This is a genomic window from Flavobacterium sp. (assembly GCF_044368625.1).
Taxonomy (GTDB): Bacteria; Bacteroidota; Bacteroidia; order Flavobacteriales; family Flavobacteriaceae; genus Flavobacterium.
Window position 1 is genome coordinate 1 of the sequence record NZ_JBIPPD010000064.1, and the last position, 15,077, is coordinate 15,077.

Below are 15,077 nucleotides of genomic sequence, written 5' to 3' on the forward strand. Positions count from 1 at the left end.
TTTCTATTATGGTTAGGTATTTTGCTTTATAATTATCACTTACAAAACTTTTTTCTAAAACAGACAACATTTCCGCTTTTGCATACAAGAAAAGTTCCAACGTATGATCCAATACTTTTTTATTCAAACCACCATTTTCATAAGCCAATAAAAAATCGGCATACTTCAATTTCCTTTTTTTTGCATTCAATGTCAGTGCCAATTCTTCAGTATCGTTTGGGTTTACTAATGTTGTCGGTACTAAATCGTAAGCAGGACAAAGACTCATTCCTAATCCTTCTTTTTCCAAAAGTGAAAAGTTTTTCAAATGCATATCCGAATTTCCAGTAAAAAAACTAAAAAGTACTTGTTCGTAAAAATTACTGACATCCAGTAAGGGCGCGTTCGAATATTTTAATACCAATTTTGCAACTTGTTCATGACTTCCCTTATATTTATCTTCGGTCAATCGCTCGCTAAGTTGGCACATATCTTCCATTTGCAACTTCCCTTTTCGGGTTCGGTCCACTCGCTTGGTAATGTAACATAAAGTTTCGTCCTGCAGTTTTACTAAACTATGCGGGACTACTTTAATACCACAAACTTCAGCCATGTGCATGGTTGCACTTTCAAGTTCAGGCAATTGTTCATAGTGTTCAGACGGTGGTTTGAGGATATAATCGCCGTAAAGTCCTACTATTGTTAATTTTTTAGTAAGATTTTTTTCTTGCTTTCGGTATAAGCTCAGCGAAACTTTGGCTTGCACTCCTGTAACCGCCATTTGACTTTGGATGACTTGGGTAGCTAGTTCTTGTAAGTCTTCTAAATTATAGGCGAGTTGGGGTGTTTTTAATTGTCCAAAAAATCGTTTGTTACATGCTTCATGAAAATCAGAATTTTGGTCAAATAAGACTTCATAACAATGCAAACACCTTTTACCGTAGAAAGTACTTTTTTCGAGTACTTGCATCGGAAAGTTTTGACGTGCTAAATATTTCTTCTTATAATTTTTCATTGTTATTTTCCACACTTACAGCACCAATGCAGTCTTTACAGCAGGTGAGTAGTAATCCCATCCGGTCTTTATAATTTATTTTCCAATTTTTTTCTGCCAAGTCCAACAGCCAACCTTCGGGGATTAATCCGTCAAAAAAGGCAAACAATGTTGTACTATGAAATTTTTTTTGAGAAACAGGCAAAGTTACACTTACGGATTCTGCTTGGTCATTTTGTAAATAATCTATATCATATTCGAATGAATAACCAGCGTCAGTTTCACTTACTACGCCACAAAACACGTTTTTTAGATATACTTTTCCACTTCTATTCATTACTAATTATTTTTTCTCGATGCATTGAAACGACCCCCAATTCTTCGCCAAATAAACGCAATACATCGTTTACTTTGTCTGTTCGTAAGGTGTTTTTTCCTTGTTCTAAATCTCTTACAAATCGCAATCCTACTCCCGCTTTTAGAGCTAGTTCGGGCTGTGTGAGTTTGTTTTCTTTTCGTCTTTTTTTTACGTGAAGGCTGATGTTGTTTAGATTTTCTTTCATTTTTATACCTTTAAACCTACAAATATACTATTTTTTTGATTTTTAATACCTAATATGGTATATTTTTTAATTTTATTATTTTTTTATACCTTTAATAGCATAAAAATGAATATTTTTTATATTTTGATGTAGTTAGGGTATAATTTATGAAATTATTTGAAGTAATTTTGAAGTAATTCGGTTGCTGCTGCAAAAGGGGATTTGACATTTGTAGCAACTGCAGCTTTGTTTTCTTCAAGCAATTTTCTTATGTCGGGATTGTTGTAAAAGTTTGATCGTAGTTGTTCGTCAATGGTTTCCATCATCCAATATTGATTTTGTTCTCGACGTTTTTCTTCAAAATAATGGTTGGAAGTTGTCAACTCTAAATAACTCGTAATGGTTTCCCAAACGGTATCAACTCCTGCTTTTGAAATGGAACTGCAGGTCGTTACTTTTGGATTCCATCCCGAATTTTTAGCAGGAAATAAATGCAACGCTCGATTGAATTCAATCTTGGCAAGTTGTGCTTTTTTGATGTTGTCGCCATCGGCTTTGTTGATGACAATAGCATCGGCCATTTCCATAATACCTCTTTTAATTCCTTGCAATTCGTCTCCAGCTCCCGCTATTTTCAAAAGCAGAAAAAAATCAACCATACTGTGTACTGCGGTTTCACTTTGACCCACACCTACTGTTTCAATAATGATAACATCAAATCCATTTGCTTCGCAAAGTGTAATGGTTTCGCGGGTTTTTCGGGCTACACCTCCTAAGGTTGCTCCAGAAGCCGAAGGTCGGATGTAAGCATTTTTATCTTTAACCAATTCTTCCATTCGGGTCTTATCTCCCAAGATACTTCCATGCGAAATGGTCGAACTCGGATCTACAGCCAATACGGCGACTTTTTTTCCTAAACCGGTTAAATAAGTTCCAAAGGCTTCAATAAAGGTACTTTTTCCAACGCCAGGAACACCTGTAATTCCAATTCGAACCGACTTTTTGGAGTGGGGCAAACAGGCATTTATTATAGTATTGGCTTTTGCCAAATGTCCAATGTTAGTGCTTTCAACTAAAGTTATAGCACGACTTAAAGCGGTCATGTTTCCGGCCAAAATGCCGCTAACCAGTTCCTCAGCTGAAGGCTGCTCTTTGCGAAAGCGTTGAATGTTTGCAACCGAATTTTTATTGACAATTTCAGGGGTCGAAATGCCTTTTTTTTCTGATAATGCGGATGTTTTTGGAGCTGAATTTTTCACCTATTTGATTTGAAAAGTAAAAGTAAGAAAAACAGACAAGGTTTCAAAAAGCATTCAAGAAAATAGGAGTGAAGTGTAGTTTATAAAAGTGCGTTAAAAATATGCTAAGCAGTTTTATAATAGTATTTTTGCATTCTCTTTTAAGCTATGGAAAACATTATTTTAATTTTTATCTGTCTAGTTATTGGATTCATTCTCCAAAAGGTAAAAAGTTTTCCACAAAACAGCGCTCAAACGCTCAATCAATTAATAATATACATTTCATTGCCGGCTTTGGCATTGTACTACATTCCTAAAATTAAAATCAGTACCGATTTATTGTATCCCATAGGTGTGGCTTGGCTCGGATTTGGGTTAGCTTTTGTGTTTTTTGCTCTTTTAGGAAAAATTTTAGGATGGTCTAAAAAGTTAATTGGCTGTCTGGTTTTGACGGGAGGTTTAGGAAATACGTCCTTTGTGGGTTTTCCCGTTATCGAGGCCTTGTATGGAAAAGAAGGTCTTGAAACAGCTATTATTGTTGATCAACCGGGTAGTTTTATAGTACTTTCTACTTTAGGAATTTTGGTGGCAACCTACTATTCCAGAGGCACGGCAAATGCTTTTGAAATTCTAAAAAAAGTAGTTTTATTCCCTCCTTTCATTGCGTTTATCGCAGCTGGATTTATGAATATTCTTAAATATGATTTTACCAACGAAATGCAAATTGTTTTTCAAAAATTAGGTGCTACCGTAACACCAATTGCTTTGATTGCCGTTGGTTTACAACTTCGATTTGAAAGAGAAAGCAAACATTGGCAATTTTTAACATTGGGATTGGCATTCAAACTATTGATAATGCCATCTTTTTTCGTTGTTTTATATCTTTTTATTCTGAAAAAAAGCGGAGTAGTTATCGATGTTTCCATTATGGAAGCAGCAATGGCACCAATGATTACAGGTGCAATTTTGGCATCAACTTATGGTTTAAAACCCAAATTGAGTAGCATGATGATCGGTTTTGGAATTCCGCTTTCGTTTATCTCGCTTGCTTTCTGGTTTTGGATTTTACAGATTTTTTAAATTTGCTATGAAAACATTAGATTCTACAATTTCAAATTCTTCTACCGAAATCGCCCAAAAAACGGTCTACCCAATTTTATTTGCCGTTGCGATAGCGCATTTATTCAATGATTTATTACAAGCGGTTATTCCAGCTGCTTATCCGATTTTGAAAGAAAATTATAATTTGTCTTTTGCACAAATCGGTTTAATCACGTTGTCGTATCAATTGGCGGCTTCCATCTTGCAGCCGCTAGTAGGTTTATACACCGATAAAAACCCGAAACCTTTTTCGCAAATGTTCGGAATGCTTTTTTCGTTGGCAGGAATTATTTCTTTGGCATACGCCAATAGTTTTGGGTTAGTCATTATGGCAGTAGTTTTAATCGGTATTGGATCATCGATATTTCACCCCGAATCGTCGCGAATTTCGTTTTTAGCTTCCGGCGGAAAGAGGGGTTTGGCACAATCCATATTTCAATTGGGTGGAAATGCAGGAACAGCAATTGGGCCCCTTTTAGTAGCATTTATTGTAGTTCCTCGATCGCAGCATCATATTGTTTGGTTTGCAATAATTGCTTTACTAGCTCTTTTTGTATTGTACCGAATTGCTTTTTGGTATCAAAATCATTTAAATCTAAGAGCCAAAACGAAAGCGAATATCGTGTTGCCTGATTTGACTAAAAAGCAAGTGACTTTTGCAATAATAACGTTAATGATATTGATTTTTTCAAAGTTTTTTTACACGGCAAGTATTTCCAGCTATTTTACGTTTTATTTAATGGACAAATTTCAACTTTCCATTCAAGATGCTCAATTTCATCTTTTTTGGTTTTTGGCTGCTTGTGCTGTTGGGACTTTAATCGGCGGACCTTTAGGAGATAAATTCGGTCGAAAGTATGTGATTTGGTTTTCTGTTCTTGGAGCGGCTCCTTTTACTTTATTGTTGCCTTTTGCCGATTTATTTTGGACAGGTGTTTTGTCAGTCGTCATCGGAATGATTATCTCTTCTGCTTTTCCAGCAATTCTAGTATACGCACAAGAATTATTACCCAAAAAGCTCGGGATGGTTTCAGGTTTATTTTATGGATTTGCTTTTGGAATGGGCGGTTTGGGTTCGGCATTATTGGGGTCTTTGGCCGATAAAACGAGTATCATTTATGTGTACCAAATTTGTGCTTATTTACCTCTTATCGGAATAGTTGCTTTGTTTTTGCCTAATTTGAAGAAGAAATAGTATTTTTGATTTAGAACGTTTTTTTTACACTAAAATATGAATAAAGGAGTTATTACAACCGAAATTCTACAAAAACTGACGCAAATTGTAGGCGAAAAATTTATTTTTACCGACGAAGAAACTCGAAAGAAATACGGCCACGACGAAACGGAAGATTATAACTTTCCGCCTGCAGTACTACTAAAACCTGCCGATACAGCTGAGATTAGTGCTGTTTTGAAACTGGCAAACGAATATTTGATCCCAGTAACTCCCATTGGCGCTCAAACGGGTTTAAGCGGTGGTGCTTTGTGCCTAAATCAAGGAATTGGCTTGGCAATGGAACGCTTGAATAAAATTATCGAAATTGACGAAAATAATTTGCAAATTACTGTTGAACCAGCGGTGATTACACAAGTTTTGCGTGAAGCTGTTGCCGAGAAAGGGTTGTTTTATCCACCCGATCCGAGTTCGCAAGGCAGTTGCTGGATTGGCGGAAATGTTGCCGAAAATGCCGGTGGAGCTCGAGCCGTAAAATATGGCGTAACAAAAGATTATGTGTTGAATTTAGAAGTGGTTTTGCCTTCTGGCGAAATTATTTGGACAGGAGCCAATACTTTAAAAAATTCCACAGGATATAATTTAACGCAATTGATGGTGGGAAGTGAAGGAACTTTAGGAGTAATTACTAAAATTGTTTTAAAATTGTTGCCTAAAAACGCACACACGGTTTTAATGTTAGTTCCTTTTTTTAAAGCAAACGAAGCATGTGAGGCTGTTGCCAAAATTTTTCACGCCGGAATTGTTCCCAGTGCATTAGAGTTTATGGAACGCGACGCCATTGATTGGACATTGCGCTATGTAAATGATGTAAATATTTCAATAAAAGATGAAATTCAAGCCCATTTACTCATTGAAGTGGATGGTAATTATCCTGAAATTCTATTCAACGAAGCCGAGAAAATCAGTCTGGTTTTAGAACAATTTGAAATCGATGAAATTTTATTTGCCGACACCGAAGACCAGAAAAATGCGTTGTGGAAATTACGTCGGGCGGTTGGAGAAGCAGTTAAATCCAATTCGATTTACAAAGAAGAAGACACCGTCGTACCAAGATATGAATTACCGAAATTACTTTCGGGAATCAAAGAAATCGGAAACAAATACGGTTTCAAATCAGTATGTTACGGTCACGCGGGCGATGGAAATTTGCACGTCAATATTGTTAAAGAAAACATGAGTGAGGAAGCTTGGCATACCGAAATTCCAAAAGGGATTCGCGAAATTTTCGAACTTACGGTTTCTTTAAAAGGCACACTTTCTGGCGAACATGGAATCGGATATGTCCAAAAAGACTATATGGACATCGCTTTTTCAAAAGTTCAGATGGATTTAATGCGAAATATAAAAAACGTATTCGACCCCAATCATATATTAAATCCTAGGAAAATTTTCCCTGATCTCTGATTAAAAGTAAAATACTTTTTTGGGAGTTGAGCAGTTCGAAAAGCTTATGAAATTGGCATTTTCGATAAGTCGATTATTTTGTTGACCGTTTTTAAACTTTTTTCTGAATTGTTCGTTAGAAGTATATATAGTAGAGTTGGTATTTACATTAATTTTGCTTTTTTGCTGTGTATAATATAGCATTAAATGGATTTGTTACTGCTTAATTTCAAACGGGAAGACAGCATTTTATTCATAATTTTACAATAACAAAAAATCATTTATTCGTGGTTTTTTAAAGTCCAAAATTACGTTTTCCCATCTGCCTTTCGTAGGGTTTAACTTTTCTCAATTATGTTGTTTTATGGTTTTGAATCGTATTTGCGAGTTTTATCGCAGGCAATAAATAAAAATCAATTTAATTAATTTTAAGTTAAAAAATACGACAAATAGCGTATTGTTGTCAAAAATATTTTCATTAATTTTACTTTATTAACCAATAACAAATTTATAAAATGAAAAAAATTTTAACAGCAGTATGTGTTTTAGCAGGAACATTTTATGGAACTGCACAAGAAACAAAATTTGGTGTTCGTGCAGGAGTTGATTTGGCTACTGTTGAGCAAACAGCAACAGTTGGAGGTCTTACAGTATCTGGAAAAGCTTCTGAAACAGGATTTTTTGTAGGTGGTTTTGCATCAATTGGTATTACAGAATCTTTTGCTGTACAACCAGAAGTACTTTATGTAGCAATTAAAGACTTTAATATGTTAACCGTACCCGTATTAGGAAAATATGCGGTTGCAGAAAAAATTCATTTAATGGCGGGTCCCAGTTTTAACTATTTACTTGATGCTGAAGAGGATGAGTTTAAATTAAATGTGGATTTTAATTTTTTGGTATTTGTTTTAAAGTGTAAAGCCACCAATTTTTTGGTGGTTTTTTTTTCATTTATAATTTTCACAACTAAAATGGTGTATGATGTTGTCGTTTATAATTTGTTAATTTACCAAGTGATTCCCGATTGATAAGCGATAAAACACTTATATTTGCCCACTTAAATTCACCGGCAGAAAATCGCATTTATGAAGTTTGATTTATTAGCAAAAGATCCGCAATCTAAGGCACGTGCGGGAAGTATCACCACCGATCACGGCGTTATTGAAACCCCAATTTTTATGCCTGTAGGAACAGTGGCTTCTGTAAAAGGAGTACACCAACGGGAACTTAAAGAGGAAATAAATCCTGATATCATTCTTGGTAATACGTATCATTTGTATTTACGTCCACAAACCGAAATTCTTGAGAAAGCCGGTGGATTACATAAATTTATGAACTGGGACCGACCTATTTTAACTGATTCGGGTGGTTATCAAGTCTATTCTTTATCGGCTAATCGTAAAATCAAAGAAGAGGGAGTGAAGTTCAAATCGCACATTGACGGTTCGTATCACTTCTTTACGCCCGAAAATGTAATGGAAATTCAGCGAACCATTGGAGCAGATATCATCATGGCTTTTGACGAGTGTACACCGTATCCGTGTGATTATAAATATGCCCAACGTTCGATGAAAATGACACACCGTTGGCTCGATCGTTGCATCAATCATCTAGAAAAATTACCTTATAAATACGGTTACGAACAAACTTTTTTCCCCATAGTTCAAGGAAGTACCTACAAAGACTTGCGTAGACAATCGGCCGAATATATTGCCAATTCCAATCAACAAGGAAATGCAATTGGAGGACTTTCTGTAGGTGAACCTGCCGAAGAAATGTACGCCATGACCGAAGTGGTAACCGAAATTCTTCCAGAAGATAAACCCCGATACCTCATGGGAGTTGGAACGCCTACAAATATTTTAGAGAATATTGCGTTAGGAATTGATATGTTCGACTGTGTAATGCCCACTCGAAATGCCCGAAACGGAATGCTCTTTACGGCTCACGGAACCATCAATATTAAAAATAAAAAGTGGGAAGCTGATTTTTCTCCAGTCGATGAAATGGGACACACTTTTGTAGATACCGAATATACCAAAGCATATTTGCGTCATTTATTTGCTGCAAACGAATATTTGGGAAAACAAATTGCAACCATTCATAACCTTGGATTCTATATGTGGCTCGTGCGTGAAGCCCGAAAGCACATCATTGCAGGCGATTTTAGAACGTGGAAAGAAATGATGGTGAAACAAATGAGTCAACGATTATAAGACTTTAACAGTTACAGATGCATATTATTGACAAATATATTTTAAAGCGATATCTGGCTACTTTTAGTGTCATGTTATTATTGTTTATTCCAATAGGAATTGTAATTGACGTTTCGGAAAAAGTAAATAAAATGCTGCAGAATAAAGTGCCTTTTGCTAAAATTGCGATGTACTATCTTGACTTCACAATCTATTTTGCCAACCTTTTATTTCCCATATTTTTGTTCTTATCGGTCATTTGGTTTACTTCCAAGTTAGCCAACAATACCGAAATCATTGCTATATTGAGTTCAGGTATTTCATTCACGCGATTTTTACGACCTTACATTATTGGTGCATCTATCATTTCTGTTTTTTCGCTATTGATGGGGTTTTTCCTTGTGCCAAGTGCCAGTGAAGGATTTAACAATTTTAGATACTCCTACCTCAAAGGAAACGGAAAAAACGAAATGCGTAAAAGTGCAGATGTGTTCCGACAATTAGACGATAAAACCTATATATATGTAGGAAGTTTTAACCAAGAAAGTAAAACCGCTTTTAATTTTACGTTAGAAAAATTCAAAAAAGACAACACACTAGATTATAAAATTGCTGCAAATAGAATTTCTTGGAACGAAAAAGACAGTTCCTACACGATGTTTGGTTATCATAAACGAACCGTAGGTACTTTGAATGACAAAATCGAAATTCTACCCAAAAAAGATACCGTTTTCACTTTTGATTTAGAGGATTTAACTCCAACCGTTTATGTTGCAGAAACTCTTTCTTTGGGCGAATTAAATAAGTTTATCGATAAAGAGCGCGAACGTGGATCGTCCAATATCAATACCTATTTGGTGGTTTTATACAAGAAATACAGTATTCCAGTATCGGCTTTTATATTGACTATTATTGCCGTTGCCGTTTCTTCGATGAAACGCCGTGGCGGAATGGGAATGAACCTCGCCATTGGAATTGGTCTAGCATTTACTTTTATCTTTTTTGATAAAATATTTGGTGTTTTGGCCGAGAAATCAAGTATTCCGCCACTTTTAGCCGTTTGGATTCCCAACATTAGCTTCGGTATTTTAGCCGTTTACCTTCTCAACAATGCAAGAAAATAATTATTTAAAAAGTTACTTAAACCTCCATTTCATCGTTTTTATTTGGGGTTTTACAGCCGTTTTAGGCGCTTTAATTACCGTTAGAGAAGCTTCCTTGGTGTGGTATCGTATGGGTCTTGCAGGAATATTTTTAGTAATTTATTTACTTTACAAAAAGCAATCGCTACGACTTCCACTAAAATCAGTGGTCAAACTGATCTTGGTTGGTTTCCTGATTGCCATTCACTGGATTTATTTTTTTAAAGCCATTAATGTTTCCAATGTAGCCATAACTTTAGCGATGTTTTCTATGGGTGCTTTTTTTGCATCCATTTTAGAACCTTTAATTTACAAAAGAAAAATGCTTTGGTACGAAGTACTTTTTGGATTGATTATTATAGCAGGATTATTCATCATTATGCAAGTTGAAATTAAATACTTAGAAGGCATTCTTTATGCCTTATTTTCGGTATTTATTGGTGTGCTTTTTACCCTTTTTAATGGCAAATTAATCCAGCAACACGATTCGACTGTAATTACGGTCTACGAGTTTTTTGCTGGTTTTTTATTCGTTTCTGTATACTTACTTTTTGATGGAAAATTTAACGCTCAATTCTTCCAAATTTCAGGAACGGACTGGATGCTCATCCTCGTTCTCGCTTCCATTTGTACCGCATACGCTTTTACCGCTTCGGTACATGTGATGAAACGATTATCGCCTTACACAGTAATGTTAACCACCAATCTTGAGCCAGTTTATGGAATTGTTCTCGCGTACTTTATTATTGGTGAAGACGAAAAAATGAGTATGCCCTTTTACATCGGTTCAGGTTTGATTTTAATAACTGTTATACTAAATGGCGTAATTAAGAATAAAATTAAAGCGAAAAAGCAATTGGAGTAAATTTGAAAAGTGCCAAATTGCAAAAAAAAAACAGCATACGATAAATAAAAAAAAAATCTTTCGTTCACCATTTTATATTTTATCTTTGTAGTTCGAACCAAATTAAAAAACGCACAAACCCTATGGAATATTTAGATTTTGAGCTTCCTATAAAAGAACTTGAGGATCAGTTGGATAAATGTCAAATAATTGGTCTAGAATCCAATGTTGACGTAACCAATACATGCAAACAAATTGAAAAAAAATTAGAAGAAACCAAGAAGAAGATTTATAAAAATCTAACTGCCTGGCAGCGTGTTCAACTCTCAAGACATCCTAATCGGCCTTATACAATGGATCATATCCGTGCTTTATGTGGGGATACTTTTCTAGAATTATTTGGCGATAGAGGCTTTAAAGACGACAAAGCCATGGTAGGTGGTTTAGGAAAAATTGGCGGTCAATCTTTCATGATTGTTGGTCAACAAAAAGGTTTTAATACCAAAACACGACAGTTTCGAAATTTCGGAATGGCAAATCCTGAAGGGTACCGAAAAGCGTTGCGATTGATGAAAATGGCCGAAAAATTCAACATTCCGGTACTGACTTTAATTGACACTCCTGGTGCATATCCTGGATTAGAAGCCGAAGAACGGGGTCAAGGTGAAGCTATCGCGAGAAATATTCTGGAAATGATGCGACTTAAAACCCCTATTGTAACAGTGATTGTTGGTGAAGGTGCTTCAGGTGGTGCATTAGGAATAGGCGTAGGCGACCGCGTTTTGATGATGGAAAACACTTGGTATTCTGTAATTTCTCCAGAATCATGTTCGTCAATTTTGTGGAAAAGTTGGGAATATAAAGAAAAAGCTGCGGATGCACTGAAACTGACTTCAACCGATATGAAAAAGCAGAAGCTGGTGGATGATATTATTCCTGAACCTCTTGGTGGTGCACATTATGACCGCGAAACTGCTTTTAAAACGGTACAAGAATATATTTTAAAATCTTTTGATGAGCTAAAAGATTTATCAACATTGCAACTGGTGGAGCAAAGGATGGATAAATACAGTAAAATGGGCGAATTTAAAGAGTAATTTCTTACAAAAGTAGCACCAATCCGTCTCGTCCAGCAAAGCGCTACGAGACGGATTTTTTTTGACTTATCAACAATTTTTCTTTATTTATCAACAGTTTGGAATGACAACTCATTCCAATAATTTTTTTATTTTTAGTTACATTCGCACAATGGAAAATGTCAGAAATATCAACCCGATAAAAGTAGATAAAACTACCATTATCAATTTAGAGAAAGGGAAACTCCCACCACAAGCGCTTGATTTAGAAGAAGCCGTTTTGGGTGCGATGATGATTGATAAAAAAGGAGTCGATGAAGTTATTGATATTTTGCAACCAGACGCATTTTATAAAGACGCACACAAGCATATATTTGAAGCCATTGTACAGTTATTCACAGATACTCAGCCTATTGACTTATTAACAGTTTCGGCTCAGCTGAAAAAGAATGCAAAACTGGAAATGGCAGGTGGCGATTTTTATTTGATTCAGCTAACGCAAAAAATTTCTTCCTCGGCACATATCGAGTTTCACTCACGAATTATCTTACAGAAATTTATACAACGTAGTTTAATTAAAATTTCTTCTGAGATCATCGAAGAATCATACGATGAATCAACAGACGTTTTTGATTTGCTTGACAAAGCCGAGTCCAAACTGTATGAAGTAACTCAAGGCAACATTAAGCGAAGTTCAGAAACGGCTCAGAGTTTGGTTATCCAAGCCAAAAAACGAATTGAAGAAATAGCCGGTAAAGAAGGTTTGAGTGGGGTGGCTACAGGTTTTGAACTTTTGGACAAAGTGACTTCCGGATGGCAACCCAGTGATTTGATTATCATTGCAGCTCGACCCGGAATGGGGAAAACTGCGTTCGTACTTTCAATGGCAAGAAACATTGCTATTGATTTCGGTCATCCCGTGGCACTATTTTCTCTCGAAATGTCCTCTGTTCAGTTGATTACACGTTTGATTTCATCCGAAACGGGTTTGTCTTCTGAGAAATTGCGAACCGGTAAACTAGAAAAACACGAGTGGGAACAATTAAGTATTAAAGTAAAAAATCTCGAAAAAGCCCCTTTGTACATTGACGATACACCGTCACTCTCCATTTTTGATCTTCGGGCGAAATCCAGACGTTTGGCTTCGCAATACGGAATCAAATTAATTGTTGTTGATTATTTGCAGTTAATGACCGCTGGTGGAAACGGAAAAGGAGGCGGAAATCGGGAACAAGAAATTTCGACCATTTCTCGTAATTTAAAAGCTTTGGCCAAAGAATTAGCGGTTCCCGTAATCGCACTTTCACAACTTTCTCGAGCCGTTGAAACACGTGGATCGAGCAAGAGACCTTTGCTTTCGGATTTGAGGGAATCGGGTGCGATTGAGCAAGATGCCGATATCGTATCGTTTATTTACCGTCCTGAGTATTATAAAATTGATGAGTGGGACGACGACGAACATTCGCCAACAGATGGTCAGGCAGAGTTTATCATCGCAAAACACCGTAATGGTAGTTTAGAAAACATCCGACTGAAATTTATTGGAAACCTCGGTAAATTCGATAACCTTGAAAACTATGGTGAAGGTTATGACGATTTGCCTTCCAAAATGAATTTGGACGATCAAAATCCGTTTACCACCCCAAGAAGTTTGCCTTCGCCCAACGAGGCTTTTGGCAGCCGAAGCAACAATTTTGACGACGATAGCGACGTTCCTTTTTAAAAGCATACAAATCCGCCTCGAGCGGATTTTTTATGATTACTTTTGGGTTTATTCTGTTATCTTTGAAATAAAAAATTTAAAAATGCCTTTTAAAATTTCATTATATCTTCTTTTTTTTCTGTTTACGATTTCTGCAAAAGCAGGTTTTCTCCTGATCCCGATGGACGAAACAACGCAACAAAATCACTTGAAAGCTTACGGAATTACCTACTGGACGCTCGAAAAACAGTACAAAGTGAGTTGGCTACTCAATTACCGTGGCGGTTCGTTTTTGCTGCCTGACGCTCCCGAAATTCGTAAAGAATGTCAGATTCGAGGCGTGAGTTTTGAACCTCTTTCTGATGCTGAAACCAACGTAATTCTAGCTGAAATTGAGAGTCCATCTCAAAATATGGAAGCCGTAGTTTTAGAACGAACACCCAAAGTTGCCGTTTACACGCCAAAGGGCAAACAGCCCTGGGACGACGCCGTAACGCTGGTATTGACTTATGCCGAAATTCCATTTACAGCAATTTATGACGAAGAAGTTTTGGAAGATAAACTGATTTTATACGACTGGTTGCACCTGCACCATGAAGATTTTACGGGTCAATACGGTAAATTTTTTGGCACTTATAAAAACACGCCTTGGTATATCGAACAAAAAAAAGAGTCTGAAGCTCTGGCTGCAAAATTGGGCTTCAGCAAGGTTTCGGAATCGAAATTGGCTGTAGCCAAAAAAATTCGAGATTTTGTCATTGGTGGCGGATTTATGTTTGCCATGTGTTCGGCAACGGATAGTTTTGACATCGCTTTGGCTGCCGAGGGTGTGGACATTTGCGAGCCCATGTTTGATGGCGATCCGAGTGAAGGAAATTATCAATCTAAAATTGAATACCGCAACAGCTTTGCTTTCAAGGATTATATTTTAGAACGCAATCCCAACGAATATGAATTTTCGGATATTGACATGACCACCAAGCGAAAAGTGCCTATGGAAAAGGATTATTTTACACTTATGGATTTTTCGGCCAAATGGGATTTTGTACCCAGTATGCTTTGTCAAAATCATACCCAATTGGTAAAAGGATTTATGGGTCAAACCACTTCTTTTGATCGAAATTTAATCAAATCAAATGTTTTGATTATGGGTGAAAGTCAGTACAACGGCGAAGCGCGTTACATTCATGGACCAATAGGAAAGGGGTTTTTTACGTATTTTGGCGGTCACGATCCCGAGGATTATCAACATAGAGTGGGGGACAAGCCTACGGTTTTGGACTTGCATCCCAATTCTCCAGGTTACCGTTTGATTTTGAATAATGTACTCTTTCCGGCAGCAAAGAAGAAAAAGCAGAAAACGTAATCGATGAAATACTTCGTGAGTTTTTTACTGATTTGTCAATTTTCGTTTGCACAGTCGGATTCTATTATTGACTATGGTCAACGTTTGATTTTGCAAAATAAGAAAGCAGAAGCAATTACGCATTTTAACAAGTATTTGAAGAAGCCTGAAAATACCGTTCAGCAAATACATTTATTATTCGGTCTGGCGGAAATATATAAGTTAAATTTATTGAGTTATTAAGTTAAATTCCGTATATTAGTTCCTTTAAATACTGAATTATGGATAATTTTAAAGGT

Annotated in this window: 15 protein-coding genes; 11 read left to right on the top strand and 4 right to left on the bottom strand. The window is 36.3% G+C overall.

Annotated elements, in window-relative coordinates; genetic code table 11:
* The 4 genes from ACIQ2X_RS06840 to meaB all read right to left on the bottom strand — a co-directional run.
* The coding region (locus tag ACIQ2X_RS06840; RefSeq protein ID WP_396178181.1) for a HipA domain-containing protein at positions 1-994 on the bottom strand (994 nt) is incomplete at its 3' end.
* Complete coding sequence (locus ACIQ2X_RS06845; protein ID WP_396178182.1) at positions 981-1,310, bottom strand: HipA N-terminal domain-containing protein; 330 nt, start codon at positions 1,308-1,310, stop codon at positions 981-983. The genes ACIQ2X_RS06845 and ACIQ2X_RS06840, both read right to left, overlap by 14 nt.
* Positions 1,303-1,536: a helix-turn-helix transcriptional regulator gene (locus ACIQ2X_RS06850; protein ID WP_396178183.1), complete on the bottom strand. Its 234-nt coding sequence runs from the start codon at positions 1,534-1,536 to the stop codon at positions 1,303-1,305. The genes ACIQ2X_RS06845 and ACIQ2X_RS06850 overlap by 8 nt, the downstream gene beginning before the upstream one ends.
* 152 nt (positions 1,537-1,688) lie before the next feature.
* Positions 1,689-2,774 carry a methylmalonyl Co-A mutase-associated GTPase MeaB gene (gene meaB / locus ACIQ2X_RS06855; protein WP_396178184.1) on the bottom strand — a complete coding sequence of 362 codons (1,086 nt, stop codon included), beginning with the start codon at positions 2,772-2,774 and terminating at the stop codon, positions 1,689-1,691.
* A gap of 147 nt (positions 2,775-2,921) precedes the next feature.
* Here meaB and ACIQ2X_RS06860 point away from each other — a divergent pair, with 147 nt between their 5' ends.
* From ACIQ2X_RS06860 to ACIQ2X_RS06910, 11 genes are all read left to right on the top strand, one after another.
* On the top strand, positions 2,922-3,833 hold the full coding sequence (locus ACIQ2X_RS06860) for an AEC family transporter (RefSeq protein ID WP_396178185.1): 912 nt from the start codon (positions 2,922-2,924) through the stop codon (positions 3,831-3,833).
* Positions 3,834-3,840: 7 nt separating this feature from the next.
* Positions 3,841-5,049, top strand: coding sequence for an MFS transporter (locus tag ACIQ2X_RS06865; protein ID WP_396178186.1), 1,209 nt, complete (start codon positions 3,841-3,843; stop codon positions 5,047-5,049).
* A gap of 36 nt (positions 5,050-5,085) precedes the next feature.
* Positions 5,086-6,495: an FAD-binding oxidoreductase gene (locus ACIQ2X_RS06870; protein ID WP_396178187.1), complete on the top strand. Its 1,410-nt coding sequence runs from the start codon at positions 5,086-5,088 to the stop codon at positions 6,493-6,495.
* A gap of 494 nt (positions 6,496-6,989) precedes the next feature.
* On the top strand, positions 6,990-7,502 hold the full coding sequence (locus ACIQ2X_RS06875; RefSeq protein ID WP_396178188.1) for a hypothetical protein: 513 nt from the start codon (positions 6,990-6,992) through the stop codon (positions 7,500-7,502).
* Positions 7,503-7,559: 57 nt separating this feature from the next.
* On the top strand, positions 7,560-8,690 hold the full coding sequence (tgt, locus tag ACIQ2X_RS06880; protein ID WP_396178189.1) for a tRNA guanosine(34) transglycosylase Tgt: 1,131 nt from the start codon (positions 7,560-7,562) through the stop codon (positions 8,688-8,690).
* Between the two features lie 17 nt (positions 8,691-8,707).
* Positions 8,708-9,793, top strand: coding sequence for an LptF/LptG family permease (locus tag ACIQ2X_RS06885; protein ID WP_396178190.1), 1,086 nt, complete (start codon positions 8,708-8,710; stop codon positions 9,791-9,793).
* A complete protein-coding gene (locus ACIQ2X_RS06890) occupies positions 9,780-10,676 on the top strand; it encodes a DMT family transporter (protein ID WP_396178191.1) in 897 nt (298 codons plus the stop codon). Before ACIQ2X_RS06885 ends, ACIQ2X_RS06890 begins: the two co-directional genes overlap by 14 nt.
* A gap of 122 nt (positions 10,677-10,798) precedes the next feature.
* Positions 10,799-11,752 carry an acetyl-CoA carboxylase carboxyltransferase subunit alpha gene (locus tag ACIQ2X_RS06895; RefSeq protein WP_396178192.1) on the top strand — a complete coding sequence of 318 codons (954 nt, stop codon included), beginning with the start codon at positions 10,799-10,801 and terminating at the stop codon, positions 11,750-11,752.
* 151 nt (positions 11,753-11,903) lie between these two features.
* On the top strand, positions 11,904-13,454 hold the full coding sequence (gene dnaB / locus ACIQ2X_RS06900; protein WP_396178193.1) for a replicative DNA helicase: 1,551 nt from the start codon (positions 11,904-11,906) through the stop codon (positions 13,452-13,454).
* An 82-nt stretch (positions 13,455-13,536) separates the two neighbouring features.
* A complete protein-coding gene (locus ACIQ2X_RS06905; protein WP_396178194.1) occupies positions 13,537-14,799 on the top strand; it encodes an asparagine synthetase B in 1,263 nt (420 codons plus the stop codon).
* 3 nt (positions 14,800-14,802) lie between these two features.
* Positions 14,803-15,021: a hypothetical protein gene (locus ACIQ2X_RS06910; protein WP_396178195.1), complete on the top strand. Its 219-nt coding sequence runs from the start codon at positions 14,803-14,805 to the stop codon at positions 15,019-15,021.
* Positions 15,022-15,077: the final 56 nt, after the last annotated feature.